The following is a 26,401-nucleotide window of genomic DNA, read 5'->3' as shown; positions in this document are numbered from 1 at the left end:
CCAGCGAGTTACTCGGCTGGTGTCTTGGGTTCGGCGGGATTGGCCAGTTCGGCTTGCTGCAACTGCGCGGCTTTCGCAGCTTGCTCGTCGGCGTAGATTTTCTTCGCCAGACGCGCATTCTTGAAGCGGCGACGCAGCCACAGGCCAACGCCCAATACCAGCAGGGCGCCGAGGACCCACAGTTCGTATTTCTTGATGCTGCCGAGCATACCTTCCAGCACTGCGCCGAAATGGTAAGCCGCAGCCGCCAGCGCGGTGGCCCAGATGGCTGCGCCGATGCCGTTCAGCAACAGATAACGCCCCGGCGGATACCCCGACAGGCCGATCGCCACCGGCATCACCGTGCGCAAGCCATAAACGAAGCGGAAGCTCAGGACCCAGATGTCAGGATGCTTACGAATGTGCTCCAGCGCCCGGTCGCCCATCAATTGCCAGCGCGGTTTGCGCGCGAGCAATTTGCGCCCGTGCTTGCGCCCCAGGAAGTACCACAGCTGATCACCGGCATAGCTGCCGCAGAACGCCACGACCACCACCAGATTGATGTCCATGTAACCACGGAACGCGAGAAAACCCGCGAGCACCAGAATGGTTTCGCCTTCGAAGAACGTCCCGAGAAACAGGGCGAAGTAGCCAAAGTCATGCAGAAATTGTTGGAGCATTGTCTGGGTGCTGGCGAAATGAACGCGCAGCCTAACCCTTCGGACACATTCATGAAAGTGTCCAAATGTGTCTCGACGTGAACAATTCCTACACAGACAATGGAATGCGGCTACATGTCACGGGGTACGCATAACTGTCATCTGTTCGTCATAATGGCCGTCTATAACTGTCACGCTCGCCCGTTTGCGCGGGCTCAGGAGTCCGCCGTGAGCTTTACCCCCGCCAATCGTCTGTTCCCTGCAACCCGCCTGCGTCGCAACCGTCGTGATGATTTTTCGCGTCGGCTGGTGCGGGAAAATGTGCTGACGGTCGATGATCTGATCCTGCCGGTGTTCGTGCTCGACGGTGAAAACCGCCGCGAAGCCGTGGCGTCGATGCCGGGTGTTGAGCGGCTGACGATTGATCTGCTGCTTGAAGAAGCTGGCAAATGGGTCGAGCTGGGGATTCCGGCGTTGGCCTTGTTCCCGGTGACGCCACCGGAACTGAAATCCCTCGACGCTGCGCAAGCCTGGAACCCGCAGGGCATTGCCCAGCGCGCAACCCGCGCTCTGCGCGAGCGCTTCCCGGAGCTGGGCGTGATCACCGACGTCGCCCTCGACCCGTTCACCACCCACGGTCAGGACGGCATCCTCGACGAAGACGGCTATGTGCAGAACGACATCACTGTCGATGCGCTGGTCAGGCAAGCACTGTCCCATGCCGAAGCCGGCGCGCAGGTTGTCGCGCCATCGGACATGATGGACGGGCGCATCCAGGCGATTCGTGAAGCGCTGGAAATTGCCGGCCACGTCAACGTGCGCATCATGGCCTACTCGGCCAAGTACGCCAGCGCCTATTACGGCCCGTTCCGCGATGCCGTGGGTTCGGCCGCGAACCTCGGCAAGGCGAACAAGGCCTCCTATCAGATGGACCCGGCCAACAGCGACGAAGCGCTGCACGAAGTCGGTGCGGACTTGTCTGAAGGCGCGGACATGGTCATGGTCAAACCGGGCATGCCGTACCTGGACATTCTTTTCCGGGTAAAAGATGCCTTCAAGGTGCCGACGTTCGTCTATCAGGTCAGTGGCGAATACGCCATGCACATGGCGGCGATCCAGAATGGCTGGTTGAGCGAAGCGGTGATTCTCGAATCACTGACCGCCTTTAAACGTGCCGGCGCTGATGGCATCCTGACTTACTTTGCTGTCCGCGCCGCTCAATTGTTACGAGAGCAGAAATAGCCCTCCCAGGAACATTCCATGAATACCGAAGGACTCACTGAAGTTGCCGTAAAAGAAGCTCAGCCGGTGGTCGAACAAATCACCGAAACCCCGCCGGAACTGGAGCCAGCGCCACCCGCGCCGGTCACCGAAACCGCTGCGGCGGTGCCGGCGATCGCCATTCCCGGCCTGGATGACAGCAGCCTGTACATCCACCGTGAGCTCTCGCAATTACAGTTCAATATCCGCGTGCTGGAACAGGCGCTGGACGAGTCCTATCCGTTGCTCGAGCGGCTGAAGTTCCTGCTGATCTTCTCGAGCAACCTCGACGAATTCTTCGAAATTCGCGTCGCCGGCCTCAAGAAGCAAATCACCTTCGCCCGCGAACAGGCCGGTGCCGATGGCTTGCAGCCGCATCAAGCCTTGGCCCGTATCAGCGAATTGGTGCACGGCCATGTCGATCGCCAATACGCGATCCTCAACGACATTCTTTTGCCGGAGCTTGAAAAGCATCAGGTCCGCTTCATCCGTCGCCGCAACTGGACGACAAAGATCAAGACCTGGGTGCGCCGTTATTTCCGCGACGAGATCGCGCCGATCATCACCCCGATCGGCCTCGACCCGACGCACCCGTTCCCGTTGCTGGTGAACAAGAGCCTGAACTTCATCGTCGAGCTGGAAGGCATCGACGCCTTCGGCCGCGATTCCGGTCTGGCGATCATCCCGGCGCCGCGTCTGCTGCCACGGATTATCAAAGTGCCGGAAGAAGTTGGCGGCGCTGGCGACAACTATGTGTTCCTGTCGTCGATGATCCACGCTCACGCCGATGACCTGTTCCAGGGCATGAAGGTCAAGGGCTGCTACCAGTTCCGTCTGACCCGAAACGCTGACCTGGCGCTCGATTCCGAAGACGTCGAAGACTTGGCCCGTGCGCTGCGTGGCGAGCTGTTCTCCCGTCGTTACGGTGATGCGGTGCGTCTTGAGGTTGCCGACACCTGCCCGAAACTGCTTTCGGATTACCTGCTCAAGCAGTTCAACCTGAGCGAGAACGAGCTGTATCAGGTCAACGGCCCGGTCAACCTGACGCGCCTGTTCAGCATCACCGGTCTGGACAGCCATCCGGAGCTGCAATACACGCCGTTCACCCCGCAGATCCCGAAACTGCTGCAGAACAGCGAGAACATTTTCAGTGTGGTCAGCAAGCAGGACATCCTGCTGCTGCACCCATTCGAGTCGTTCACCCCGGTGGTCGACCTGCTGCGCCAAGCGGCGAAAGATCCGCACGTTCTGGCCGTGCGCCAGACCCTGTACCGCTCCGGCGCCAACTCGGAAATCGTCGATGCGCTGGTGGACGCCGCGCGTAACGGCAAGGAAGTGACTGCGGTCATCGAGCTGCGCGCACGCTTCGACGAAGAGTCCAACCTGCAACTGGCCAGCCGTCTGCAAGCGGCCGGTGCGGTGGTGATCTATGGCGTGGTCGGCTTCAAGACCCACGCCAAAATGATGTTGATCCTGCGTCGTGAGCAGGGCGAGATTGTGCGTTACGCGCATTTGGGTACCGGTAACTACCACGCCGGCAACGCCAAGCTCTACACCGACTACAGCTTGCTGACCTCTGACGACGCCTTGTGCGAAGACGTCGGCAAACTGTTCAGCCAGTTGATCGGCATGGGCAAGACGCTGCGCATGAAGAAGCTGCTGCACGCGCCGTTCACCCTGAAAAAGGGCATGCTCGACATGATTGCCCGCGAGACCCAGTTCGCCCTCGAAGGCAAACCGGCGCACATCATTGCCAAGTTCAACTCGCTGACCGATCCGAAGATCATCCGCGCGCTGTACAAGGCCAGCCAGTCCGGTGTGCGCATCGATCTGGTGGTGCGTGGCATGTGCTGCCTGCGTCCGGGCATTACCGGGGTTTCGCACAATATTCACGTGCGCTCGATCATCGGTCGCTTCCTGGAACACACCCGAGTGTTCTACTTCCTCAATGGCGGCGAGGAGCAGATGTTCCTCTCCAGCGCCGACTGGATGGAGCGCAACCTCGACAAGCGCGTCGAGACTTGCTTCCCGGTGGAGGGCAAGAAGCTGCTGACCCGGGTCAAGAAAGAGCTGGAGCTGTACCTGACCGACAACACCCACAGCTGGAGCCTGCAGTCGGATGGCCGCTACATTCGCAACACACCAACCGGCAACCAGAACCCGCGCAGTGCGCAGGCAACGTTGCTGGAGCGGTTGGGTAGCCCGATTTTGCCGGTGAGCAGCTGACTTTCAGCCAAATAAAAAGGCGATCCCACGGGATCGCCTTTTTTGTAGCCAAAATCCCCTGTAGGAGCTGTCGAGTGAAACGAGGCTGCGATCTTTTGATCTTAAAAACAAGATCAAAAGATCGCAGCCTGCGGCAGCTCCTACAGGGGGGATTTGCGGTATGTCAGTGGACGGTGAGGACGATGCCAACCCGCGTCAGCCAATCGGCTTCGAGGCCGAAATCCGCCTGAGTCAGCTGATTCTCATCCAGCCAGTCCTGCGGAAATTCCACATCAAGGTTATTGCCGTTGGCATGCAGCACCACCTGCGGCATCGTCTGCGTGCCACGGATGTGGTGAAACAGGATCGCAAAGCGCAGCAGCACGCAGAGGCGGATCAGCTTGTCGCCGTCCTGACCAAAATCGGCAAACTTGTCCTTGGGGATATTGCGGCGATGGCCGCGCACCAAAAGGGCTAGCATCTGCTGGTCTTCGCGGGAGAACCCGGCCAGATCAGAGTGTTCGATCAGATAGGCGCCGTGCTTGTGATAGTGGTAGTGAGCGATGTCGAGGCCGACTTCGTGCACTTTCGCTGCCCAGCCCAGCAGTTCGCGCCAGATGCCGTCATCCAGCTGCCAGTCCACGGCAACCTGATCGAAGGCGTGCAGGGCTTTGCGTTCGACCCGCGCCGCTTGTTCGACATCGACGTGATAACGCTCCATCAACGAAGTCAGGGTGCGTTCGCGCACGTCTTCGTGATGATGACGGCCGAGCAGGTCGTAAAGCACGCCTTCACGCAGCGCGCCTTCGCAGTGATCCATGCGTTGCAATTCGAGGGCGTCGAAGATCGCTTCGAGAATTGCCAGACCTGCCGGGAAAATCGCCCGACGGTCGGGTTTGATGCCGTCGAAATCGATTTTGTCGACATCGCCCAGCTTGAACAGTCGGCGTTTGAGCCAGGCCAAACCTTCGGCATTCACTTCGCCGGTGCCGTGCCCGCCGGCCTTCAGCGCCAGGCCAATGGCACGAATGGTGCCCGAGGAGCCGATGGCTTCATCCCAGGTCAGGCGGTGCAGGGCGTGTTCGATGCTCATGATCTCCAGCCGTGCCGCGGTGTACGCCTGGGCGTAACGGGCCGGGGTGATCTTGCCGTCCTTGAAGTAGCGCTGGGTGAAGCTGACGCAGCCCATTTGCAGGCTTTCGCGCAGCAACGGCTCGAAGCGCTGGCCAATGATGAATTCGGTACTGCCGCCGCCAATGTCGGCGACCAGACGCTTGCCCGGGGTGTCGGCGAGGGTGTGCGAGACGCCCAGATAAATCAGGCGCGCCTCTTCACGGCCGGAGATGACTTCCACCGGGTGACCGAGGATTTCTTCGGCGCGGCGGATGAATTCGCCACGGTTGCGCGCTTCACGCAGGGCGTTGGTGCCGACGATGCGCACGGCGCCCAGCGGCATACCGTTGATCAGTTGAGCAAAACGCTTGAGGCAATCGAGGCCACGTTGCATCGATTCTTCGTTGAGCTGGCGCTGATCGTCGATGCCGGCGGCCAGCTGCACTTTCTCGCCGAGGCGCTCGAGAATGCGTATTTCGCCATTCTGGGCCTTGGCCACGACCATGTGAAAGCTGTTCGAGCCCAGGTCGATTGCGGCGATCAGGGACAGATTCTTGGCTTTGGATTGCGGCATGATCAGGGGGTCTCGGTCGATAACCCCGACATCGTGCCACGATCAACGGCTGACGCCAACGCGCACGGTTCAAACCCTTGATCTGACACGGGAGTGCGGGTGACCGCTGCGCGGTCAATCGCGGGCAAGCCCGCTCCCACAGGTTTTTGCGTCGAATGCACAATCCTGTTCCTACATAGAACCCTGTGGGAGCGGGCTTGCCCGCGATGAGGCCTTAAAAGCCCCTGCATCTCTTTTTCAGGCCACCGCTTCAACCGTCCCAATGAAATTCGCCAGCTCCGCCGTCTGCGGATTGGCGAACAGCACTTTCGGATCCCCGACCTCATGCACCTTGCCATGGTGCATGAACACCAGTTTGTCGCCGACCTCACGGGCAAAGCGCATCTCGTGGGTGACCATGATCAGCGTCATGCCTTCTTTGGCCAGTTGCCGAACCACGGCGAGCACTTCGTTGACCAGCTCCGGGTCCAGCGCCGAAGTGATCTCGTCACACAACAGCACTTTCGGCGACATCGCCAACGCCCTGGCAATCGCCACGCGTTGCTGTTGCCCGCCGGACAGCCGATCCGGGAAGGCATCAAATTTTTCGCCCAGACCGACGCGCTCCAGCATCTCGCGTGCCAGCTCGACAGCCTTGGCCTTCGGCACTTTCTGCACCACTTGCGGCGCGAGCATCACGTTTTCGCCAACGGTCAGGTGCGGGAACAGGTTGAACTGCTGGAACACCATGCCGACTTTCTGCCGCAAGCTGCGCAGGTCGGCGCGGGCGGCGTCGAGGTATTCGCCATCGACTTCAATCACGCCGTCATTGATCGACTCCAGGCCGTTAAGTGTACGCAGCAAGGTCGATTTGCCCGAGCCGCTGCGGCCGATGATCGCCACCACCTGGCCTTCCTCGACGCTGAGGTCGATGCCTTTGAGGACGTGGTGATCGCCGTAGTATTTATGCAGGGCGGAAATTCTAAGCAGAGGCATGCAGTCTCCTTTCCAGGTAGCGCGCACTGAGGGACAAGGGGTAGCAGAGCAGGAAATAGCCGAGGGCAACGAGGCCGTAGACCATGAACGGTTCGAACGTGGCGTTGGCGAGCATGCCGCCGGTCTTGGTCAGTTCGGTGAAGCCGATGATCGAGGTCACTGCGGTGCCTTTGACCACTTGCACCGAGAAACCCACGGTCGGCGCCACGGCAATGCGCAGCGCTTGCGGCAGGATCACGTAGCGCAATTGCTCCAGCGGATTGAGCGCCAGGCTCGATGAGGCTTCCCATTGGCCATTAGGGATCGCCTCGACGCAACCGCGCCAGATCTCCGCCAGATAGGCGCTGGTGAACAAGGTCAGGGCCACTGCTGCCGCCATCCACGGCGAAATCTCGATCCCGGCCAGCGCCACGCCGAAGAACACCAGAAACAGTTGCATCAACAGCGGTGTGCCCTGGAACAGCTCGATCCAGGTGCGGGCAAAACTGCTCGAAAAGGTATTTTTCGAGATGCGCATGATCAGGATCAGCAGCCCGACGATGCCGCCGCCAATAAATGCCACCAGCGACAATGCCAGCGTCCATTGCAGACCGGTGAGCAGGTTGCGCAGGATGTCCCAGAACGTGAAGTCGCTCATTGGCTGCTCCTGGAAATGTAGCGACGGCCGAGCCAATTGAGCAATTGGCGGATCAGCAGCGCCATGCACAGATAGATCAGCGTGGTCAGCGCGTAGGTTTCAAATGCGCGGAAGTTGCGCGACTGAATGAAGTTGGCGGCAAAGCTCAGCTCCTCGGTGGCGATTTGCGAACACACCGCCGAGCCGAGCATGACGATGATGATCTGGCTGCTCAGGGCCGGCCAGACCTTGCCCAGCGCCGGCAGCAGCACCACGTGGCGGAACGCTTCGAAGCGCGTCATCGCCAGTGCCGCTGCGGCTTCCAGTTGCCCACGCGGGATCGCCTGAATGCCGGCGCGGATGATCTCGGTCGAATACGCCCCGAGGTTGATCACCATCGCCAGCACGGCTGCTTGCCATTCGGAAATTTGCACACCGAGGGACGGCAGGCCGAAGAAGATGAAAAACAACTGCACCAGAAACGGCGTGTTGCGGATCAACTCGACATAGACGCCGAAAATCGCCGAGAACGGGCGGATGTTCCACGCCCGCACCAGCGCCCCGACAATGCCCACGCTCACCCCAAGTAGTGCGCCGATGGCCGTCAGCTCAAGGGTGAACAGCGCGCCGCGCAGCAGCAGGTCGGTGTTTTCCACCACCGGCATGAAATCGAACTGATAAGCCATGAGGTTCTCCCGCGCAGTCGATCAGAGATCGGCCGGCAGCGGCTCTTTCAGCCAGGTCTGCGAGTTCTTTTCCAGCGCGCCGTCAGTCTTGGCGGTGTTGAGGATGTCGTTGACCTTGGCCAACAGCGCCGCTTCATTCTTGTTCACGCCAACGTAGACCGGCGAGTCCTTGAGTTTCACTTTCAGCGCCGGCACGCGTTTCGGGTTCTTTTCGCTGATCGCGACCATTACCACGTTACCGCTGGCGATCAGGTCAACCTGGCCTGCGAGGTAGGCGGCAATGGTCGAGTTGTTGTCTTCGAAGCGCTTGATGGTCACGCCTTCAGGGGCGACTTTGCTCAGTTCGATGTCTTCGATGGCGCCACGGGTGACGCTGATGGTTTTGCCCTTGAGGTCGTCGAGGCTGGTGATCGCCGCGTCGGGTGGGCCGAACACGGCGAGGTAGAACGGTGCGTAGGCACGAGAGAAGTCGATGACTTTCTCGCGTTCCGGGTTCTTGCCCAGGCTGGATATCACCAGATCAACCTTGCCGGTGGTCAGAAAGGGGATGCGGTTGGTGCTGTTGACCGGGGTGAGTTCGAGTTTGACCTTGAGCTGATCGGCCAGCAGTTTCGCCGTGTCGATGTCCAGGCCGCGGGGTTTCATGTCCGGGCCGACCGAGCCGAACGGCGGGAAGTCCTGCGGCACGGCGACTTTGAGCGTGCCGCGTTTGACCACGTCGTCGAGACCGTCGGCGTGAGCGGGCGCCTGGCACAACATCAGGCCGGCAAACAGGGAAGCGAGGAGGGCGCTGTAACGCAGGGTCATGGACAATCTCCGGATCGGCGGGAAGTATTTTCTGCGATCGGACAGAGCATGGGCCGTGCCAATACGCAGCTTTCGTCCCGGCACGCCGCAGTTTCAGCGGGTTTGCTCGGTCTTACTGGTCTGAACAGTCAGGTTGTTTTTCGCACTGCGATAGCGCATCGGCCACGTTTGCCGAACCCCGCTGGGGCACGACTTGCCGGACTCGGCGAATAGCTTTACAACTAGCCGCACATTGGCCTGGCACGTCTGAAAACCATGAACTCGATCTCCCGCGCCGTACCCGAAGTGGCGCTGCAAGCGATCCGCAAACTGATCACCGAACAGGGCTTCGGCCCGGGCGATGCCTTGCCGTCGCAACGTGATCTGGCGCTGCAACTGGGCGTCAGCCGGGCGTCGTTGCGTGAGGCGCTGTCATCGTTGAGTGCGCTGGGTTTGGTCAGCATTCAGCCCGGCAAGGGTGTGTTCGTGCAGTCGCCGGTGGAGTTGTCGCGTGGGGAGAGTGCCGGGAGCTGGCCATTCGCGGCGCAGGCCTCGCCGCTGGATATCTTTCAATTACGCTATGCGCTTGAAGGCTTTGCGGCGGGGCTGGCGGCGGTGACGTTGAGCACATCTGATCTGGATGCACTGGAAGACAATGTGGCCGCCATGCGTGAGCAATTGCGATGCGGCGACTTCGAAGCCGCGGCGAAGCTGGATTTCGAATTTCACCGACGAATCCTGCTGGCCAGCGGTAATCAGGCGATGCTGAGCATCCTTACCGCCAGCGCCGAGATCTTTCTGGAGAGTCAGAAACTACCGTTCATCCGTGCCGAACGCGCCATGGAAACCTGGCAGGAACACCGCAAGATCCTTCGTGCACTGGCCCGCCGTGCCTCGGGTGCAGCGCAAAAAGCCATGCAGGAGCACGTGCGCAACGCCGCCCTGCGCACCGGAATCGCCTTCATTGCTCCCGCCAGCGCCTGACTTGAGCTATACCCAAACTCATGAGGCACCATAGCAAGACTCAATCATCTGCGGCTTCCTGAACCGGAGCGGGGCGGATATGATGGGCCACGTTTTTTTGCTTACAACCTGGAGAATTCCATGAGCAGCGATCTTATCAAACACGTTAGCGACGCTAGCTTCGAAGCCGACGTACTCAAGGCCGAAGGCGCTGTACTGGTCGACTACTGGGCTGAATGGTGCGGCCCTTGCAAAATGATCGCTCCGGTTCTGGACGAAATTGCCGAGACTTACAAAGGCAAGCTGACCGTTGCCAAACTGAACATCGACGAGAACCAGGAAACCCCCGCCAAGCACGGCGTGCGTGGTATCCCGACACTGATGCTGTTCAAGAACGGCAACGTTGAAGCGACTAAAGTCGGCGCCCTGTCGAAGTCGCAACTGGCTGCTTTCCTCGACGCCAACATCTAAGCGTCGCAGTAAAGTGCCTGAAAAAAAGCCCCGCAATTAGCGGGGCTTTTTGCGTATTCAGGGCTAGACGCTCCGAAACTCAGGTGGTACATTCGGCCCCGCACTGGTTTCTCCATTGCCCCCTGCTAGCCGTCGCCGACGCACTCCTTTTCGAATAAGTACGCGATCCTGTCGCCTTCTCTGCGGCGCGGCCTCATTAAGCCAAAAGCTTAATTTCCCCCCCTCCATAAATGATTACGTCATTCCTATATGAATCTGACTGAACTCAAGCAAAAGCCGATTACCGACCTGCTCCAACTGGCCGAAGAAATGGGCATAGAAAATATGGCCCGTTCGCGCAAGCAGGACGTGATTTTCTCCCTGCTGAAAAAGCACGCTAAAAGCGGCGAGGAAATCTCCGGTGATGGCGTGCTGGAGATTCTCCAGGACGGCTTCGGCTTCCTGCGCTCCGCTGACGCTTCCTACCTCGCCGGCCCAGACGATATCTATGTCTCGCCGAGCCAGATCCGCCGCTTCAACTTGCGCACCGGTGACACCATCGTTGGCAAGATTCGCCCTCCGAAGGAAGGCGAGCGGTATTTCGCTCTGCTCAAGGTCGACACGATCAACTTCGATCGCCCGGAGAACGCGAAAAACAAGATTCTCTTCGAGAACCTGACCCCGCTGTTCCCGACCGTGCGCATGAAGATGGAAGCCGGCAACGGTTCCACCGAAGACTTGACCGGTCGTGTGATCGACCTGTGCGCTCCGATCGGCAAAGGCCAGCGCGGTCTGATCGTTGCACCGCCGAAAGCCGGTAAGACGATCATGCTGCAAAACATCGCAGCGAACATCGCCCGTAACAACCCTGAAGTTCACCTGATCGTATTGCTGATCGACGAACGTCCGGAAGAAGTAACCGAAATGCAGCGCACCGTGCGCGGCGAAGTGGTTGCCTCGACCTTCGACGAGCCGCCGACCCGTCACGTCCAGGTTGCCGAAATGGTGATCGAGAAGGCCAAGCGCCTGGTCGAACACAAGAAAGACGTGGTGATCCTGCTTGACTCCATCACCCGTCTGGCCCGTGCCTACAACACCGTGATCCCGAGCTCCGGCAAGGTATTGACCGGTGGTGTCGATGCTCACGCCCTCGAGAAGCCAAAGCGTTTCTTCGGTGCTGCGCGCAACATCGAAGAGGGCGGCTCGCTGACCATTATCGCCACCGCGCTGGTTGAAACCGGCTCGAAGATGGACGAAGTGATCTACGAAGAGTTCAAGGGTACCGGCAACATGGAACTGCCTCTGGATCGCAAGATCGCCGAGAAGCGTGTGTTCCCTGCGATCAACATCAACCGTTCCGGCACCCGCCGCGAAGAGTTGCTGACCGCCGACGACGAACTGCAGCGTATGTGGATTCTGCGCAAGCTGCTGCATCCGATGGACGAAGTCGCAGCCATCGAGTTCTTGATCGACAAGCTGAAAACGACCAAGACCAACGACGAGTTCTTCTTGTCGATGAAGCGCAAGTAATACCAGCGCTGTTCAAAAGGACGCCCCGAAAGGGGCGTTTTTTTTTTGCGCGAAATTATTTGTGTATGGATTGAAATGAACGCTGCTGATAACTTTCGCGCCTTCAGGGACTTTGTATCCAAAAGAAGAAAGGTTTTTCATGCATACGTTTGGCAATCGCCGTGATATCGACGGATTACGAGCACTGGCGGTCATTCCCGTCCTGTTGTTTCATTTCGGTTTCAATACATTCAGTGGCGGCTTTGTCGGCGTTGACGTCTTTTTCGTCATTTCCGGTTTCCTGATCACCACCATTCTGTTCCGTGAAATCAGTGCGCAGCGTTTCAGCTTCCTCGATTTTTGGGGCCGCCGAGCCCGTCGCATCCTGCCCGCCTTGACGGTGGTGGTAGTGGTAACGCTGGCGCTGGGCTGGCTGTTGCTGACGGCAAAAGACCTTTCCGAACTCGGGCGCACGATTCGTTACCAGTCGTTGTTCATCTCCAACATCCTGTTCATGCGTGAAGACGGCTACTTTGCGCCGGCGTCGGAGCTCAAACCGCTGCTGCATACCTGGTCGCTGGCGGTGGAAGAGCAGTACTACATCTTCTTCCCGCTGATGATGGTGTTGCTGATGCGCTATGTCCGGCACTGGCGCTGGATGCTGTTCGCCGTGCTGCTGGTGTCGTTCGGCCTGAACATCGTCTATATCGAGCGCAGGCCCGAATTCGCGTTTTTCTCGCTGCCGACCCGCGCTTGGGAATTGCTCTGCGGCGCCATGCTGGCGGTGGTGCCTGCGCCGAAGCAGGCCCCAAGCGCATGGCTTCGGCAGTCTGTCGGCCTGGCCGGATTGGCTGCGGTACTGGTGGCGATTTTCACCTTTGACCGGTCCACGGTGTTCCCGGGCTGGGCAGCATTGCTCCCGGTATTGGGCACGACGGCGCTGATCTGGTCGGGTGCGCAGGGCGCGACGTGGACCAGCCGGCTGTTGAGTCTGCAAGCCCTGGTGTGGATCGGCCTGCTGTCCTATTCGCTTTATCTCTGGCATTGGCCGGTCTATGTGTATGCCAATGCGATCTCGATCGACGGCATCCAGCCTCTGGAGGCGCTGGGCTGGATGGCCCTGGCGCTGGGCCTGGCATGGCTGAGCCTGCGCTATGTCGAACTGCCGTTTCGGGAAAAGCGGATTTTCGCCAGCCGTAACTCGGTGTTGGTCGGCGGTCTGGTATCGATCACCGTTCTGGCGATCACCGGCTCGGCCATTCGCTCGGCAGACGGTGTTCCCCAGCGTCTGAGCGGCAAGGCGCTGGAGTACGCTCAATCCCGGGAGTGGAACGCCGGGCAGTCGAAATGCATGCACTTGAGCACAGACAAGGCGCTGACCAAGTCCTGTCTGGTGGGCGGAGATCCGGAGAGTGGCGCCACAAAACTGTTCTGGGGCGACAGCCACGCCGCCGCATTGTTGCCGGCCATCGAAGGCAACACCGGTCGTAATGTCCAGCCGGCGTGGCTGTACAGCTTGACGGGTTGCCCGCCGATTATCGAAGACAGGCTGCGCCAGCAGTGCAAAGACTTCAATAAGCGCAACATGGAGCGCGTCATCAGTCTGGGGATCAAGGACGTGGTGCTGGCAGCAAACTGGAGCCTGTACGTTTATGGTCGCGAGGATGGCGACGGCGACAGGCAGTTCCTGCTTGATCGCAAAGACAACCCGCGCCAGGCAGAGCAGCGCATGGCCGCCGGCATCAAGGCACAAGTGGCCGAACTGCGCCAGGCGGGCGTGCAAGTCTGGTTGTTCAAGGAAGTGCCGTTGCAACACAAGAGCTTCATCGACCGCTTGACCAGTCTGGCGCGAATCGGCCGCTCGGCAGAGGGCCTCGGTCGCCCGCTGCAGGAACACTTGGCTCGTCAGCAGTTTTTCACGTCACTGTTCAGCTCGATGAGCGCCGCCGATTCGGGCGTGCATGTCATCGACCCGACGCCGCTGATGTGCAAGGACGGGCTGTGTGCCATCGATGTCGATGGCCACTCCCAGTACAAGGATGCGGATCATCTTTCGGACGTGGGCAGCGCCAGACTGAGCCCGTTGTTTGCGCCGCTGCTGCTGGGTACGAGCCACAATTGAGCGATGCCGGGCGCTGACGGGCTGCTGTTTGCCCGTCAGAGCAGGTAGGATGTACGCCTATTTTGAGGGTGCCATCGTCAATGAAATTCAAGGATCTTCGGGATTTCGTGCAGCAGCTTGAGCAGCGCGGAGAGTTGAAACGCATCCAGATTCCCGTCTCGCCGGTGCTGGAGATGACTGAGGTGTGCGACCGCACGCTGCGGGCCAAAGGCCCGGCGCTGCTGTTCGAGAAGCCGACGGGCTACGACATCCCGGTGCTCGGCAACCTGTTCGGCACCCCCGAGCGGGTGGCCATGGGCATGGGCGCCGAGTCGGTCAGCGAACTGCGCGAGATCGGCAAGCTGCTGGCTTTCCTCAAGGAGCCGGAACCGCCGAAGGGCTTGAAAGACGCGTGGTCGAAACTGCCGATCTTCCGCAAGATCATTGCCATGGCACCGAAAGTCGTCAAAGACGCGGTGTGCCAGGAAGTGGTCATCGAAGGCGATGACGTTGACCTCGCCATGCTGCCGGTGCAGACCTGCTGGCCCGGCGACGTCGGCCCGTTGATCACCTGGGGTCTGACCGTCACCAAAGGCCCGAACAAGGATCGTCAGAACCTCGGTATCTACCGTCAGCAAGTGATCGGCCGCAACAAAGTCATCATGCGCTGGCTCAGCCACCGTGGCGGCGCTCTGGATTTTCGCGAGTGGTGCGAGAAGCATCCAGGCCAGCCGTTCCCGGTATCCGTGGCCCTTGGCGCCGATCCGGCGACTATACTCGGCGCCGTGACGCCAGTGCCGGACAGCCTCTCCGAGTACGCTTTCGCCGGTCTCTTGCGCGGCAACCGCACCGAACTGGTCAAGTGCCGTGGCAACGACCTGCAAGTGCCGGCCACTGCCGAAATCATCCTCGAAGGCGTGATTCATCCGGGCGAAATGGCCGATGAAGGCCCGTACGGCGACCACACCGGTTATTACAACGAAGTCGACAGCTTCCCGGTGTTCACCGTCGAGCGCATCACCCACCGGATCAAACCGATCTACCACAGCACTTACACCGGCCGTCCGCCGGATGAGCCGGCGATTCTCGGCGTGGCCCTGAACGAAGTGTTCGTGCCGATCCTGCAGAAGCAGTTTCCGGAAATCACCGACTTCTACCTGCCGCCGGAAGGCTGCTCGTACCGTATGGCCATCGTGACCATGAAGAAGTCGTATCCGGGCCACGCCAAGCGCGTGATGCTGGGTGTCTGGTCGTTTTTGCGACAGTTCATGTACACCAAGTTCGTTATTGTCTGTGACGACGATATCAACGCCCGCGATTGGAACGACGTGATCTGGGCTATCACCACGCGCATGGACCCCAAGCGCGACACGGTGATGATCGATAACACGCCGATCGACTACCTCGACTTCGCCTCGCCGGTCTCCGGCCTGGGGTCGAAAATGGGCCTCGATGCCACCCACAAGTGGCCGGGCGAAACCACTCGCGAGTGGGGCCGCGTGATCGTCAAGGACGACGCCGTCACCCAGCGGATCGATGCCATCTGGAATCAGTTAGGAATAGATTGATGCGTGTAACCCTGCAGCCCTCCGGAGCGGTACTTGAGATACGGCCCGGTGAGCGGATTCTCGATGGTGCACGGCGCCTGGGCTTCGACTGCCCGCAAAGCTGCCGCAATGGCAACTGCCACGTGTGTGCGGCGTTGCTGGTGGAAGGCCGGGTTGAGCAGGCCGGCACGGTGCGCGACCACGGCGAGTTCTACACTTGCATAGCCGAGCCGCTGGAAGACTGCATCGTGCTGTGGGATGGCGTGCTCGCGCTGGGAGAACTGCCTGTGCGCAGCCTTTCGTGTCAGGTCATCGAATGCCGGGACGTCGGCGGCGACACCTGGCGTGTGCGTCTGCGCGCGCCGGCCGGCAAGCCACCGCGCTATCACGCCGGGCAATATTTGATGATCGAGCGCGAGAGCGGCGAGAAGTCAGCGTTCTCCATGGCCTCGGCACCGCACGGTGGGCGCGACCTGGAAATCCACGTGCTGGCGCGCGAAGCCAGTGCGTTGAGCCTGATCGAACAGCTGCAACGCAACGCGATGGTGCGCGTCGAACTGCCATTCGGTGACACTCACCTCGCCGAGCTGCCGGACGGGCCGCTGGTGCTGGTTGCCGCTGGCACTGGTATGGGCCAGATCCACAGCCTGATCGAACATTGCCGCGCCAACGGCTTCAAACACCCGGTGCATCTGTACTGGGGCGTGCGCCGTCCGGAAGATTTCTATGAGATCGAACATTGGGACGAATGGCTGAAGCTGCCCAATCTGTTCCTGCACAAAGTCGTCAGCGACCAATGTGGCTGGGAAGGCCGCTGCGGGATGCTGCACGAGGCGGTCTGTGAAGACTTTCCTGATCTGAAGCCACTGCACGTCTACGCCAGCGGCTCGCCGGCCATGGTCTACGGCACGCTGGACGCGCTGGTCGAAGCGGGGATGGATGCTCATCAAATGCGCGCCGATGTGTTCGCGTATGCCCCGCGTGGCTAATCGTTATAACTCTCTATATAGCCGATCGGTATTTATCTAAATAGGTAAATACCGCTAGGTTATATATCAATCGGGCAATCTTTTAAGAAGTGTGCCATGGCACCTAAATTGCCTTAAAACATATGTGCCTTATTGTTACAGCGGTGCGTTCTATTAAGTAATTCTTCACCCGCGGGGAGCTGAACGCTATTCGCCATGAGTGCCATTGAAAACGCTTTTCTGAACCTGGCTTACCCTCCGCGGCTCGATCTTGGGCCGCAGCTGACGCACGAACAACTTCTCGCTTCCATGCAATCGACCATGGCGCGCCACAAGGGCGGGCCGGTGTGGCTGTTCGCTTACGGTTCGCTGATCTGGCGGCCGGAATGCAATTCGGCGCAGCGCATGCGCGGTCGCGTGCATGGCTACCATCGTGGCTTGTACCTGTGGTCCCACGAACATCGCGGCACGCCGGAAATGCCGGGGCTGGTGTTCGGTCTGGATCGTGGCGGTTCGTGCAGTGGATTTGCTTATCGCTTGCCCGAAGATGATCTGGACAGTGCGCTGTATGCGCTGTGGAAGCGCGAAATGCCGTTCCCGTCCTATCGGCCACACTGGCTCAACTGCCGGCTCGAAGATGGCAGTCAGGTTCAGGCATTAGGATTTGTTTTGGAGCGACACCTGCCCAGCTATGCCGGCAACTTGCCGGATCACGTGCTGAGCCAGGTGTTCGCAAGCGCTTGCGGGCGTTACGGCACCACTCGCGATTATGTCGAGCAGACCGCCCACGCCCTGCGTAGCCACGCCATGCCAGACCGAAATCTGGAGGCGCGGCTCAAGCGTTGTAAATCACAGGTTGATCAAGCGACCGCTTCGCGGCTCTGACTGGCGACTTGCTTGTGCCATAGCGTCGGGGCCAGGAAGGCCATCGCCAGCAGGCATGCGCTCACCAGCAGGACAAAACCGCCGTCCCAGCCAAAGTGGTCGACGGTGTAGCCCATCGCCGCACTGGCCGCGACCGAACCACCCAGATAACCGAACAGACCGGTGAAACCCGCAGCGGTACCCGCGGCTTTCTTCGGCGCCAGTTCCAGCGCCTGCAGGCCGATCAGCATCACCGGGCCGTAGATCAGGAAGCCGATGGAGAACAGCGCGATCATGTCCACGGTCGGGTTACCGGCCGGGTTCAGCCAGTAAACCAGGGTCGCGACGGTCACCAATGCCATGAACACCATGCCGGTCAGGCCACGGTTGCCACGGAAGATCTTGTCCGACATCCAGCCGCACAGCAGCGTGCCTGGAATCCCCGCCCATTCGTAGAAGAAGTAGGCCCACGAGGTTTTATCCACGGTGAAACCCTTGGCTTCCTTGAGGTAGGTCGGCGCCCAGTCCAGTACGCCGTAGCGCAGCAGGTAGACGAAGACGTTGGCCATGGCGATGTACCAGAGCATTTTGTTGCGCAGCACGTATTTGACGAAGATTTCCTTGGCGCTGAATTCGTCTTCGTGGCTGGCGTCGTAGCCTTCCGGGTAGTCGTTCTTGTATTTCTCGATTGGCGGCAGGCCAACCGATTGCGGGGTGTCGCGCATGGTCATGAAGGCAAACACCGCCACGCCCAGAGCCACAGCCGCCGGCACGTAGAACGCCGCGTGCCAGTCGTTGAACAGGCCCATGCCGAGCAGGAACAGCGGGCCGATCAGGCCGCCGCCGACGTTGTGCGCCACGTTCCACACCGAGACCACGCCGCCGCGTTCCTTCTGCGACCACCAGTGCACCATGGTTCGTCCGCTCGGCGGCCAGCCCATGCCTTGGGCCCAACCGTTGATGAACAGCAGAATGAACATCATGGTCACGCTGGACGTCGCCCACGGCGCGAAACCGAACACGAACATCACCCCAGCCGATACCAGCAGGCCGAAAGGCAAGAAGAAACGTGGGTTGGAGCGGTCGGACACCAGGCCCATGAGAAACTTGGACAGGCCATAGGCAATGGCGATGGCCGACATCGCCAGACCCAGATCGCCACGGCTGTAGCCCTCGTCGATCAGATACGGCATGGCCAGGGAGAAGTTTTTGCGCAGCAGGTAATAACCCGCGTAACCAATGAAAATGCCAGCGAAGATCTGCCAACGCAGGCGTCGGTAGGTGCTGTCTATTTTTTCTTCAGGCAATGGAGCCTGATGTGCGGCAGGACGAAAGAAAGCAAACATTCAATAGCTCCAGATTTCTTGTTTTGACTGCGGATGCGAATGTTACAGTTTCGTTACCGAAAATAGCACCGGTTCGCATCCACCAAACAGCGGAAATGTTGGAGATCGAGTGTTCCTTTATGAACATGTCGCTCAGGTATAAATGGCGGTCGTATAGGAGATGCCGGATTGCGCGGGGGGCAATCCGGCTTTGATGCTGTTCAGCGAACTTGCACGACGACTTTTCCGACAGCCTTGCGCTGCCCCAGATCATTGATCGCTTGCGCCGCATTGCTCAGCGGATAGACCTGCGACACCAGCGGTTTCAGCTTGCCCTCGGCAAACCAGCCGAACAGTTGCTGGAAGTTCGCCGCGTTGTCCTGCGGTTGGCGCTGGGCGAAGGAGCCCCAGAACACGCCGAGTACTGCCGCACCCTTGAGCAGGGCGAGGTTGACCGGCAGTTCGGGAATGCGTCCGCTGGCGAAACCGACGACCAGCAAACGGCCGTTCCAGGCGATGGCGCGGATGGCTTGGTCGAAGAGATCGCCGCCGACCGGGTCGTAGATCACGTCGGCACCCTGGCCGTCGGTGAGGCGTTTGATTTCTTCCTTGAGGCTGTTTTCGCTGTAGTTGATCAGTTCATCGGCGCCGGCAGCCTTGGCCACGGCGAGTTTTTCCGTGCTGCTGGCCGCGGCGATGACCCGCGCGCCCATGGCTTTACCGATTTCCACGGCTGCCAGGCCAACACCGCCGGAAGCACCCAGCACCAGCAGGGTTTCGCCGGGCTGAAGGTTGGCGCGTTGCTTGAGGGCGTGCATTGAGGTGCCGTAGGTCATGCTGAATGCAGCGGCGATGTTGAAGTCCATCGACGGCGGAATCGGCAGCACGTTGTAACCCGGCACCGCGACCTGCTCGGCGAAGCTGCCCCAGCCTGTTAGGGCCATGACCCGGTCGCCGACTTTCAGATGACTGACCTTTTCGCCGACAGCGCTGACTACGCCCGCCGCTTCACCGCCCGGCGAAAACGGGAAGGGCGGCTTGAATTGGTATTTGCCCTCGATGATCAGCGTGTCCGGGAAGTTGACCCCGGCGGCGTGCACGTCCAGCAGGATTTCGTTCTTCTTGGCGACAGGACTGGCGACGTCTTCCAGCACCAGCGATTCGGCAGGGCCGAAGGCTTTGCACAGCACGGCTTTCATCAGGGCTATTCCTTTGGGAGTGATGGCCGATAAGTGTAGGTGTGTCAGTCAACGGGTCAACGAGCATGCCCGGCCCTGATAGTCAGCCATAAGCTTGTGCTTGCGCGGCGGGTCGTTATGCTAGGCCGCAAACCGGATAAGGAGCGAATTGTGAAAGCGTGGATCATGTTGTTGCTGGCCCTGTCTCTGCCTGTGGCAGCGCTGGCCGAAGAAGCCAAAGAAGGCGAGGCGCCGAAGGTCAATTACATCACCCTGAGTCCGCCATTCGTGGGCAACTACGGGCTCGATGGCACGCCGAAACTGAAGGTGTTCAAAGCCGATGTGGCGCTGCGCGTGACCGGCGAAGAGTCGACCAAACTGGTCAAGGCCAACGAACCGTTGATTCGCAATCAGCTGGTGGCGCTGTTCACCCAGCAGACGACTGAGGCGATGGGCAGCATCGAGGGCAAGGAAAAGTTGCGTCAGGAAGCGTTGAAACAGACGCAGCAAGTAATGAATGACGAGACCGGCAAGCCGGTGGTTGAGGATCTGTTGTTCAACAACCTGATCATTCAGTAAGACAGATTTAGAAACTCAAAAGATCGCAGCCTTCGGCAGCTCCTACATTGGAATGCACTTTCCTGTAGGAGCTGGCGAAGGCTGCGATCTTTTTTGTGGCCGTTACCGCAGCGCCAATACCGCCGCCCACTGCTCCGGCGTCACCGCCATCACCGACAGCCGCGACCCTTTCTGCACCAGCGGCATTTCGGCCAGCGCGGTCTGCTGCTTCAGATAATCGAGCTTCAACACCCGCGCGAACGTTTCGACGTGCTCGACATCGATTGCGCTCCAGGGGTTTTTTTCTGCTGTGGCCTTCGGATCGAAGTAATGACTTTCAGGGTCCAGCGCCGTCGGATCCGGATACGCCGCCTCGATTATTTTTCCGATCCCGGCAATTCCCGGCTCCGGGCAACTGGAATGGTAGAAAAAGAACTCATCCCCCACCGCCATCGCGCGCAGGAAGTTGCGCGCCTGATAGTTGCGAACTCCGTCCCAGCGCGCTTTGCCAAGTTTCTCCAGGCCTTTGATCGAGAGTTCGTCAGGTTCGGATTTCATCAGCCAATAGGCCATGGTTTTTGCTCCTGAAGCGTTCTTTGGGCAAGTTGTCGGGCAATTTTATGACAAACCGACAGTCGGTTGACGTCAGCGTTTGCGCGCAGGTTCTCGTTGTCGCAAAATGCCGGCCTTTAAAGCTTGACGCTGCTGCACGGCCTACGAATGGAAACCGCTGCTGTCATCGTGATGATGTGCCTTGAGGGGGGCAATCGATGAAACGCAAACCGGATTTGCTTTGGGTTTTGGTTATTTTGTTTGGTTTGGGCGTTGTGACCACCGGTTACGCGCAAAGCCTGTGGGCCAACAAGGCCGACGCACCGATTGAAATCGCGCAACAGGTTCAACAGTCGACAGCTTTCAAGCGCTGAAACTGCTTCCCCGACGCCGCTGATCTACGCGGCGTCTAGTCTACGAAATACCACGCCTTGTCGGTGACCGTGCCTTGCAACGGTACATCCCAACTCGCCTGCGCCAGCCGTTCGACCTTCTGACATTCATGGGCCAGACCCAATAATGTCGGCTTGCGCCAGTTCTTGCGCCGCGCCAGATACGCCAGGCTGCGATCATAGAAGCCACCGCCCATCCCCAGACGTCCGCCGACGTCGTCAAATCCCACCAGTGGCAACAACACCAGATCCAGTGTCCAGATCTTGCGCTGGCGAGCCAGATTGGCGCGCGGCTCAAGGATGCGGAAACGGTTGGGTTTGAGTTTTTCGCCGGGACGGATGCGCTGGAACACCATTTTGGTTCGCGGCCAGGCGCTGAGCACCGGCAGGTACGTGGCCTTGCCCCGACGCTGTGCTTCACGCAGCAGCAGGCGCGGATCGATTTCACCGTCGGCGGGCAGGTACAGGGAAATGTGTTTTGCCCGGCGAAAGTGCGGGTCTTGCGCCAATTGCCGGAACAAACCTTTGGCGGCCTGGCGTTGTTCAGCAGCAGTCAGCGCGCGGCGCGCCTTGCGCAGCAGGCGGCGGAGTTGCGGGCGGGGCAGCAGCGCGGGTTCGGTCATGGTTCGGCTTCGGCAGGTTGGACGAAAACGTACGCATAAAAAATCCGATGTCGGCATTCACCGACATCGGATTCGAATCAGGCTCCCCGGATGAACCGCTGTCAACTTAGCCCTTGAACCCGAAAGTTCAAGGTGGAAGATGCAGTAGACTTTAAGGCTTTCCGTCTGGCGGACATGCACACCAGCCCAACGTGCAACTTCCAGGGTAGTGCGAATCGGCTCAGGGACATCGTCAACTGGCAAGCACCCCAGGGAGTGCCGCGAGTATACCTCAAGCGGTCTGGCGAATCAGCCCTTGCTGATGTCCGGATCGTCGGCCAGGACCAGATCGACACGATCGAGCAAGTCACGCACCTGCTCACGGGTCGAGCCGCTGGCTTGAATGTCCGGGCGCTCTTCTTTGTGCAAGAGATCGTGAGTGATGTTCAGTGCAGCCATCACAGCAATGCGGTCGGCACCGATGACTTTGCCGCTGCTGCGGATCTCGCGCATCTTGCCGTCCAGGTAGCGTGCGGCGCTCACCAGATTGCTGCGCTCTTCCTGCGGGCAAATGATCGAATATTCTTTATCGAGGATCTGCACGGTAACGCTATTGCTTGAACTCATGAGTCTTGCTCCAGGGCCTTGAGGCGCGAAATCATCGATTCGACCTTACGCCGGGCGATTTCGTTTTTTTCAATGAGGTGCGCGCGTTCCTCGCGCCAGGTCTTTTCCTGAGCTAGTAAGAGTGCGTTTTGACTCTTTAGTTGCTCGACTCGGCCAATCAGCAGTTCGAGTCTGGCCATCAGCGCTTGCAGGTCGTTGTCTTCCATTGGATTCACTGTCTGATGGGTTAGCTGGCGGACAGCCTTTAATAGTCTTGGCGAGTCTGTCGATGTAGGATACAAGGCCTCCATTCTAGACATAGCGCCGTCTGGCGCCTAGCTGCCCATGACCATTGCGAATTCCCCGTACCAAGCTTTTGCCACCCTGCTGACTTCCAGCGGCCACAACGTCTCGCCTGCCGAACTGCACGGCTTGCTGCTCGGGCGTAGTTGCGCCGGTGCCGGCTTCAATGCCGACGAGTGGCTGATCGATGCCGCCGAGCTGCTCGAAAGCGAGCCACAGGACAACATCCGCAACGCCCTGATCGGCCTGCAAGAGATGGTCAAGGGTGAGCTGACCGGCGACGACGTCACTGTCGTCCTGCTGCTGCCGACCGATGACGCGCCACTGGCTGAGCGTGCCGCCGCACTGGGCGAATGGTGCCAGGGCTTCCTCAGCGGTTTCGGCCTGAACTGCCGCGACAGCAGCATGCTCAGCACTGAAGCCACCGAAGTGCTGCAGGATCTGGCCGCCATTTCCCAGGTGCAAGATGCCCTGGAAGAATCCGAAGACGGCGAGACCGACTACATGGAAGTCATGGAGTACCTGCGCGTTGCGCCGCTGCTGCTGTTCACGGAAACCAAAAAAGCCGACGTGCCGCCAGCCGCCAAGCCGTCGCTGCATTAATCGCGAGCCAGGGAAAGCCATCTGCCCATGATCCATATCCCGAAAGCGGAATACAGCCGTCGCCGCAAGGCCCTGATGGCGCAGATGGAACCCAACAGCATCGCGATTCTGCCCGCCGCCGCGGTGGCCATCCGCAACCGCGACGTCGAGCACGTCTACCGTCAGGACAGCGACTTTCAGTACCTCAGCGGTTTTCCCGAGCCGCAAGCCGTCATCGTCCTGATGCCCGGCCGCGAGCATGGCGAATATGTTTTGTTTTGCCGTGAACGCAACGCCGAACGCGAAATGTGGGACGGCTTGCGCGCCGGCCAGGAAGGCGCGATACGCGACTTTGGCGCCGACGACGCCTTCCCCATCACCGACATCGACGACATCCTGCCGGGCCTGATCGAAGGTCGCGACCGGGTGTATTCGGCGATGGGCAGTAACCCCGAATTTGACCGACACCTGATGGACTGGATCAACGTGATCCGCTCTAAAGCGCACCTCGGCGCCCAGCCCCCGAACGAATTCGTTGCTTTGGATCATCTGCTGCACGACATGCGCCTGTATAAATCGGCGGCAGAAGTGAAGGTGATGCGCGAAGCCGCACGGATCTCGGCCCAGGCCCACATCCGTGCGATGCAGGCCAGCCGCGCCGGGCTCTACGAGTACAGCCTCGAAGCCGAGCTCGATTACGAATTCCGCAAGGGCGGGGCGAAGATGCCGGCCTACGGTTCGATCGTCGCCGCCGGGCGCAATAGCTGCATTCTGCATTACCAGCAAAATGACGCGCTGCTCAGGGACGGTGATCTGGTGCTGATCGACGCCGGTTGCGAAATCGACTGCTACGCCAGCGATATCACCCGCACCTGGCCGGTCAACGGCAAGTTTTCGCCCGAGCAGAAAGCGATCTACGAATTGGTACTCGCCTCGCAGGAAGCTGCATTCGCTGAAATCGCCCCGAACAAGCACTGGAATCAGGCGCACGAAGCCACGGTTCGAGTCATCACCGCAGGTTTGGTGAAGCTGGGCCTGTTGCAGGGCGACGTCGACGAATTGATCGCGACTGAGGCTTACAAAGCGTTTTACATGCACCGCGCCGGCCACTGGCTGGGGATGGATGTACACGACGTCGGCGAATACAAGGTCGGCGGCGAATGGCGCGTGCTGGAAGTCGGCATGGCGCTGACCGTGGAGCCGGGCATCTACATCGCCCCGGACAACCAGAACGTAGCGAAAAAATGGCGCGGCATTGGCGTGCGCATCGAGGATGACGTGGTAGTGACCAAGACCGGCTGTGAAATCCTCACCAACGGCGTACCGAAAACCGTCGCCGACATCGAAGCGCTGATGGCGCAAGCACGGACACACGCGGCATGAGTCGAGTCAATCTGGCAATCATCGGTGGCGGCCTGGTCGGCGCCAGTCTGGCATTGGCGCTGCAGGCGGGGGCCAAGGCGCGCGGCTGGAAGATCGTGCTGATCGAACCGTTCGCGCCTGGCGACAGTTGGCAGCCGAGCTACGATGCGCGCTCTTCGGCGCTGTCCTTCGGCGCGCGACAAATCTATCAACGGCTGGGCGTGTGGCAGGAAATCTCCCGCCGCGCCGAGCCGATCAAACAGATTCATGTGTCCGATCGTGGCCGCTTCTCCACCGCGCGGTTGTCGGCGATGGAAGAGGGCGTGCCAGCGCTGGGTTACGTGGTGGAAAACGCCTGGCTCGGCCAATGCCTGTGGCAGCACGTCGACAAAGACGTGATCAGTTGGCGTTGCCCGGCGGAAGTCACGCGCATGGAGCCGCTGCCCGACGGCTATCGTCTGACCCTCAATGATGAAACCACCCTTCAATGCGACCTCGCGGTGCTTGCCGATGGCGGGCGTTCCGGATTGCGCGAGCAGTTGGGCATCAACGTGCGCAAGCGTCCGTATAACCAGAGTGCGCTGATCGCCAACATCACCCCGAGCGAAGCGCACAACGGCATGGCGTTCGAGCGTTTCACCGACGAGGGCCCGATGGCCTTGCTGCCGCTGCCGGATAACCGTTGCGCATTGGTCTGGACGCGTCTGGGCATGGACGCGCAGCGCCTGGCCGATTTGAGCGAGCGCGATTTCCTCAGCGAATTGCAGGGCGTGTTTGGGTACCGTCTCGGCACGTTGAAACAGGTGGGCGCGCGGCATTTGTATCCGTTGTCGCTGGTCGAAGCCGAGGAGCAGGTGCGCTCGCATCTGGCTGTACTTGGCAACGCTGCGCACAGTTTGCATCCGATTGCGGGGCAGGGTTTCAACCTGTCCCTGCGTGATGCCGATGCTCTTGCCGCGGCTTTGCTCGCCAGCGACAAACCGCTGGGCGATTTCGCCACGTTGCAGGCGTATCGCGAGCGTCAGCGTCTCGATCAGGACCTCACGGTGGGGTTCTCCGATCAGGTTACGCGGCTGTTCGGCAGCACCCAGCCGTTGGTATCGCTGGGGCGCAACATCGGTTTGCTCGGTCTCGACCTGTTACCACCCGCCAAGCGCTGGTTCGCCCGCCAGGCCATGGGTTTGGGAACACGTCCGGATGCTTAAGTGGTTGAGCAACACGTTCGGCAAGGCGCGGTTGATGCGTTGGGCGATGACGTTTTACCCGCCGTATCTCGGCGCCGGTGTTCGGGTGCGGCACATCAGCGACGACTTTCGCGATGTTCAAGTGTCGATGGGGTTGGGCTGGTACAACCGCAACTACGTCGGCACGCAGTTCGGCGGCAGTCTGTATTCGATGGTCGATCCGTTCTTCATGTTGATGCTGATGGAAAATCTCGGGTCGCGGTACATCGTCTGGGACAAGGCCGCCGACGTCGATTTCATTGCGCCGGGCAAAGGCCCGGTGTTCGCCCGGTTTACCATCGACGACACCTTGCTGGATGAGGTGCGTCGGCAGACCGCCAATGGCGAAAAGTACCTGCCGCAGTTGCAGGTCGATATTCATGACGGCGCCGGCAACCTTGTCGCGCGGGTCGGTAAAACCCTTTACGTGCGGCTCAAGCCGCAAGCGAGACAGGCTTAAAGC

At 59.9% G+C, this 26,401-nt stretch carries 27 protein-coding genes and 1 other RNA gene; 15 read left to right on the top strand and 13 right to left on the bottom strand.

From position 1 onward, the window contains the following. Positions 1-8 precede the first annotated feature (8 nt). Positions 9-659, bottom strand: coding sequence for a DedA family protein (locus tag ICA15_RS12205; protein ID WP_150616821.1), 651 nt, complete (start codon positions 657-659; stop codon positions 9-11). Positions 660-866: 207 nt separating this feature from the next. On the opposite strand from ICA15_RS12205, the gene hemB reads away from it, so the two are divergent. Together hemB and ppk1 are read left to right on the top strand one after the other, a co-directional pair. After that, a complete protein-coding gene (gene hemB / locus ICA15_RS12200; protein ID WP_150604777.1) occupies positions 867-1,880 on the top strand; it encodes a porphobilinogen synthase in 1,014 nt (337 codons plus the stop codon). Between the two features lie 18 nt (positions 1,881-1,898). After that, the gene (gene ppk1, locus ICA15_RS12195) at positions 1,899-4,124 is read left to right on the top strand and encodes a polyphosphate kinase 1 (protein WP_150604776.1); all 2,226 of its coding nucleotides are present in this window, start codon (positions 1,899-1,901) and stop codon (positions 4,122-4,124) included. Positions 4,125-4,287: 163 nt separating this feature from the next. Here ppk1 and ppx read toward each other — a convergent pair whose 3' ends face one another. From ppx to ICA15_RS12170, 5 genes are all read right to left on the bottom strand, one after another. Beyond that, the gene (ppx, locus tag ICA15_RS12190) at positions 4,288-5,790 is read right to left on the bottom strand and encodes an exopolyphosphatase (RefSeq protein WP_150616820.1); all 1,503 of its coding nucleotides are present in this window, start codon (positions 5,788-5,790) and stop codon (positions 4,288-4,290) included. A 237-nt stretch (positions 5,791-6,027) separates the two neighbouring features. Further along, positions 6,028-6,765, bottom strand: coding sequence for an amino acid ABC transporter ATP-binding protein (locus ICA15_RS12185; RefSeq protein ID WP_150604774.1), 738 nt, complete (start codon positions 6,763-6,765; stop codon positions 6,028-6,030). Beyond that, a complete protein-coding gene (locus tag ICA15_RS12180; protein WP_210553405.1) occupies positions 6,752-7,402 on the bottom strand; it encodes an amino acid ABC transporter permease in 651 nt (216 codons plus the stop codon). Before ICA15_RS12180 ends, ICA15_RS12185 begins: the two co-directional genes overlap by 14 nt. Further along, positions 7,399-8,067, bottom strand: a complete 669-nt coding sequence (locus tag ICA15_RS12175) for an amino acid ABC transporter permease (protein ID WP_047304094.1) — start codon at positions 8,065-8,067, stop codon at positions 7,399-7,401. Before ICA15_RS12175 ends, ICA15_RS12180 begins: the two co-directional genes overlap by 4 nt. A gap of 21 nt (positions 8,068-8,088) precedes the next feature. Next, entirely contained in the window at positions 8,089-8,874 is a 786-nt protein-coding gene (locus ICA15_RS12170; RefSeq protein WP_210553406.1) for a transporter substrate-binding domain-containing protein, read from the bottom strand. Positions 8,875-9,129: 255 nt separating this feature from the next. Here ICA15_RS12170 and ICA15_RS12165 point away from each other — a divergent pair, with 255 nt between their 5' ends. The 7 genes from ICA15_RS12165 (at position 9,130) to ICA15_RS12135 (ending at position 17,276) form a co-directional block, all read left to right on the top strand. Then, entirely contained in the window at positions 9,130-9,837 is a 708-nt protein-coding gene (locus tag ICA15_RS12165) for a FadR/GntR family transcriptional regulator (protein ID WP_210553407.1), read from the top strand. A gap of 120 nt (positions 9,838-9,957) precedes the next feature. Further along, complete coding sequence (trxA, locus tag ICA15_RS12160; protein WP_003206727.1) at positions 9,958-10,287, top strand: thioredoxin TrxA; 330 nt, start codon at positions 9,958-9,960, stop codon at positions 10,285-10,287. Between the two features lie 249 nt (positions 10,288-10,536). Beyond that, positions 10,537-11,796: a transcription termination factor Rho gene (gene rho / locus ICA15_RS12155; RefSeq protein WP_150604770.1), complete on the top strand. Its 1,260-nt coding sequence runs from the start codon at positions 10,537-10,539 to the stop codon at positions 11,794-11,796. Between the two features lie 139 nt (positions 11,797-11,935). Further along, on the top strand, positions 11,936-13,897 hold the full coding sequence (locus ICA15_RS12150) for an acyltransferase family protein (RefSeq protein WP_210553408.1): 1,962 nt from the start codon (positions 11,936-11,938) through the stop codon (positions 13,895-13,897). Between the two features lie 80 nt (positions 13,898-13,977). Continuing rightward, complete coding sequence (gene ubiD / locus ICA15_RS12145; RefSeq protein WP_150604768.1) at positions 13,978-15,444, top strand: 4-hydroxy-3-polyprenylbenzoate decarboxylase; 1,467 nt, start codon at positions 13,978-13,980, stop codon at positions 15,442-15,444. Continuing rightward, a complete protein-coding gene (locus ICA15_RS12140) occupies positions 15,444-16,412 on the top strand; it encodes a CDP-6-deoxy-delta-3,4-glucoseen reductase (RefSeq protein WP_150604767.1) in 969 nt (322 codons plus the stop codon). The genes ubiD and ICA15_RS12140 overlap by 1 nt, the downstream gene beginning before the upstream one ends. Before the next feature lie 195 nt (positions 16,413-16,607). Next, positions 16,608-17,276: a gamma-glutamylcyclotransferase gene (locus ICA15_RS12135; RefSeq protein WP_042561674.1), complete on the top strand. Its 669-nt coding sequence runs from the start codon at positions 16,608-16,610 to the stop codon at positions 17,274-17,276. On the opposite strand, the gene glpT is transcribed toward ICA15_RS12135, so the two are convergent. Both glpT and ICA15_RS12125 read right to left on the bottom strand, forming a co-directional pair. Beyond that, on the bottom strand, positions 17,252-18,601 hold the full coding sequence (gene glpT, locus ICA15_RS12130) for a glycerol-3-phosphate transporter (protein WP_210553409.1): 1,350 nt from the start codon (positions 18,599-18,601) through the stop codon (positions 17,252-17,254). The genes ICA15_RS12135 and glpT overlap by 25 nt on opposite strands. 200 nt (positions 18,602-18,801) lie before the next feature. After that, a complete protein-coding gene (locus ICA15_RS12125; protein ID WP_150616814.1) occupies positions 18,802-19,779 on the bottom strand; it encodes an NADPH:quinone oxidoreductase family protein in 978 nt (325 codons plus the stop codon). Between the two features lie 150 nt (positions 19,780-19,929). Between ICA15_RS12125 and ICA15_RS12120 the strand changes: the two genes are divergently transcribed. Beyond that, positions 19,930-20,337 (top strand): flagellar basal body-associated protein FliL, encoded by a 408-nt coding sequence (locus tag ICA15_RS12120; RefSeq protein WP_191626493.1) that lies wholly within the window; start codon positions 19,930-19,932, stop codon positions 20,335-20,337. Positions 20,338-20,439: 102 nt separating this feature from the next. On the opposite strand, the gene ICA15_RS12115 is transcribed toward ICA15_RS12120, so the two are convergent. Next, positions 20,440-20,889, bottom strand: a complete 450-nt coding sequence (locus ICA15_RS12115) for an EVE domain-containing protein (protein ID WP_150616813.1) — start codon at positions 20,887-20,889, stop codon at positions 20,440-20,442. Positions 20,890-21,086: 197 nt separating this feature from the next. On the opposite strand from ICA15_RS12115, the gene ICA15_RS12110 reads away from it, so the two are divergent. Next, entirely contained in the window at positions 21,087-21,242 is a 156-nt protein-coding gene (locus tag ICA15_RS12110; protein ID WP_164488117.1) for a hypothetical protein, read from the top strand. A gap of 35 nt (positions 21,243-21,277) precedes the next feature. Here ICA15_RS12110 and ICA15_RS12105 read toward each other — a convergent pair whose 3' ends face one another. From ICA15_RS12105 to ICA15_RS12090, 4 genes are all read right to left on the bottom strand, one after another. Beyond that, positions 21,278-21,883, bottom strand: coding sequence for a 5-formyltetrahydrofolate cyclo-ligase (locus ICA15_RS12105; RefSeq protein WP_150616812.1), 606 nt, complete (start codon positions 21,881-21,883; stop codon positions 21,278-21,280). Between the two features lie 79 nt (positions 21,884-21,962). After that, positions 21,963-22,141: non-coding RNA, 6S RNA (gene ssrS, locus ICA15_RS12100), on the bottom strand. A 30-nt stretch (positions 22,142-22,171) separates the two neighbouring features. After that, positions 22,172-22,489, bottom strand: a complete 318-nt coding sequence (locus ICA15_RS12095; RefSeq protein ID WP_007967943.1) for a cell division protein ZapA — start codon at positions 22,487-22,489, stop codon at positions 22,172-22,174. After that, positions 22,486-22,695, bottom strand: a complete 210-nt coding sequence (locus ICA15_RS12090) for a TIGR02449 family protein (RefSeq protein WP_016985919.1) — start codon at positions 22,693-22,695, stop codon at positions 22,486-22,488. The genes ICA15_RS12095 and ICA15_RS12090 overlap by 4 nt, the downstream gene beginning before the upstream one ends. A 118-nt stretch (positions 22,696-22,813) precedes the next feature. Between ICA15_RS12090 and ICA15_RS12085 the strand changes: the two genes are divergently transcribed. The 4 genes from ICA15_RS12085 to ICA15_RS12070 are packed head-to-tail and all read left to right on the top strand — an operon-like array spanning position 22,814 to position 26,398. After that, positions 22,814-23,374: a YecA family protein gene (locus tag ICA15_RS12085; protein ID WP_042561664.1), complete on the top strand. Its 561-nt coding sequence runs from the start codon at positions 22,814-22,816 to the stop codon at positions 23,372-23,374. Positions 23,375-23,401: 27 nt separating this feature from the next. After that, entirely contained in the window at positions 23,402-24,736 is a 1,335-nt protein-coding gene (pepP, locus tag ICA15_RS12080) for a Xaa-Pro aminopeptidase (RefSeq protein ID WP_210553410.1), read from the top strand. Beyond that, complete coding sequence (gene ubiH, locus ICA15_RS12075; protein WP_210553411.1) at positions 24,733-25,920, top strand: 2-octaprenyl-6-methoxyphenyl hydroxylase; 1,188 nt, start codon at positions 24,733-24,735, stop codon at positions 25,918-25,920. Before pepP ends, ubiH begins: the two co-directional genes overlap by 4 nt. Next, positions 25,913-26,398: a DUF4442 domain-containing protein gene (locus ICA15_RS12070; protein ID WP_210553412.1), complete on the top strand. Its 486-nt coding sequence runs from the start codon at positions 25,913-25,915 to the stop codon at positions 26,396-26,398. Before ubiH ends, ICA15_RS12070 begins: the two co-directional genes overlap by 8 nt. The last annotated feature ends 3 nt before the right edge of the window (positions 26,399-26,401 follow it).

This window comes from Pseudomonas sp. P116 (assembly GCF_020149425.1).
Taxonomy (GTDB): Bacteria; Pseudomonadota; Gammaproteobacteria; order Pseudomonadales; family Pseudomonadaceae; genus Aquipseudomonas; species Aquipseudomonas anatoliensis.
The sequence above is the reverse complement of the archived record's forward strand: the minus strand, read 5'-3'. Positions and strand labels throughout refer to the sequence as shown.

Excerpts from the sequence above, each read along its gene's own strand:
- ICA15_RS12205 (WP_150616821.1), bottom strand. The coding sequence starts at position 659 with ATGCTCCAACAATTTCTGCATGACTTTGGCTACTTCGCCCTGTTTCTC.
- ppk1 (WP_150604776.1), top strand. The coding sequence starts at position 1,899 with ATGAATACCGAAGGACTCACTGAAGTTGCCGTAAAAGAAGCTCAGCCG.
- ppx (WP_150616820.1), bottom strand. The coding sequence starts at position 5,790 with ATGCCGCAATCCAAAGCCAAGAATCTGTCCCTGATCGCCGCAATCGAC.
- ICA15_RS12185 (WP_150604774.1), bottom strand. The coding sequence starts at position 6,765 with ATGCCTCTGCTTAGAATTTCCGCCCTGCATAAATACTACGGCGATCAC.
- ICA15_RS12180 (WP_210553405.1), bottom strand. The coding sequence starts at position 7,402 with ATGAGCGACTTCACGTTCTGGGACATCCTGCGCAACCTGCTCACCGGT.
- ICA15_RS12175 (WP_047304094.1), bottom strand. The coding sequence starts at position 8,067 with ATGGCTTATCAGTTCGATTTCATGCCGGTGGTGGAAAACACCGACCTG.
- ICA15_RS12170 (WP_210553406.1), bottom strand. The coding sequence starts at position 8,874 with ATGACCCTGCGTTACAGCGCCCTCCTCGCTTCCCTGTTTGCCGGCCTG.
- ICA15_RS12165 (WP_210553407.1), top strand. The coding sequence starts at position 9,130 with ATGAACTCGATCTCCCGCGCCGTACCCGAAGTGGCGCTGCAAGCGATC.
- trxA (WP_003206727.1), top strand. The coding sequence starts at position 9,958 with ATGAGCAGCGATCTTATCAAACACGTTAGCGACGCTAGCTTCGAAGCC.
- rho (WP_150604770.1), top strand. The coding sequence starts at position 10,537 with ATGAATCTGACTGAACTCAAGCAAAAGCCGATTACCGACCTGCTCCAA.
- ICA15_RS12150 (WP_210553408.1), top strand. The coding sequence starts at position 11,936 with ATGCATACGTTTGGCAATCGCCGTGATATCGACGGATTACGAGCACTG.
- ubiD (WP_150604768.1), top strand. The coding sequence starts at position 13,978 with ATGAAATTCAAGGATCTTCGGGATTTCGTGCAGCAGCTTGAGCAGCGC.
- ICA15_RS12140 (WP_150604767.1), top strand. The coding sequence starts at position 15,444 with ATGCGTGTAACCCTGCAGCCCTCCGGAGCGGTACTTGAGATACGGCCC.
- ICA15_RS12135 (WP_042561674.1), top strand. The coding sequence starts at position 16,608 with ATGAGTGCCATTGAAAACGCTTTTCTGAACCTGGCTTACCCTCCGCGG.
- glpT (WP_210553409.1), bottom strand. The coding sequence starts at position 18,601 with ATGTTTGCTTTCTTTCGTCCTGCCGCACATCAGGCTCCATTGCCTGAA.
- ICA15_RS12125 (WP_150616814.1), bottom strand. The coding sequence starts at position 19,779 with ATGAAAGCCGTGCTGTGCAAAGCCTTCGGCCCTGCCGAATCGCTGGTG.
- ICA15_RS12115 (WP_150616813.1), bottom strand. The coding sequence starts at position 20,889 with ATGGCCTATTGGCTGATGAAATCCGAACCTGACGAACTCTCGATCAAA.
- ICA15_RS12110 (WP_164488117.1), top strand. The coding sequence starts at position 21,087 with ATGAAACGCAAACCGGATTTGCTTTGGGTTTTGGTTATTTTGTTTGGT.
- ICA15_RS12105 (WP_150616812.1), bottom strand. The coding sequence starts at position 21,883 with ATGACCGAACCCGCGCTGCTGCCCCGCCCGCAACTCCGCCGCCTGCTG.
- ICA15_RS12095 (WP_007967943.1), bottom strand. The coding sequence starts at position 22,489 with ATGAGTTCAAGCAATAGCGTTACCGTGCAGATCCTCGATAAAGAATAT.
- ICA15_RS12090 (WP_016985919.1), bottom strand. The coding sequence starts at position 22,695 with ATGGAAGACAACGACCTGCAAGCGCTGATGGCCAGACTCGAACTGCTG.
- ICA15_RS12085 (WP_042561664.1), top strand. The coding sequence starts at position 22,814 with ATGACCATTGCGAATTCCCCGTACCAAGCTTTTGCCACCCTGCTGACT.
- pepP (WP_210553410.1), top strand. The coding sequence starts at position 23,402 with ATGATCCATATCCCGAAAGCGGAATACAGCCGTCGCCGCAAGGCCCTG.
- ubiH (WP_210553411.1), top strand. The coding sequence starts at position 24,733 with ATGAGTCGAGTCAATCTGGCAATCATCGGTGGCGGCCTGGTCGGCGCC.
- ICA15_RS12070 (WP_210553412.1), top strand. The coding sequence starts at position 25,913 with ATGCTTAAGTGGTTGAGCAACACGTTCGGCAAGGCGCGGTTGATGCGT.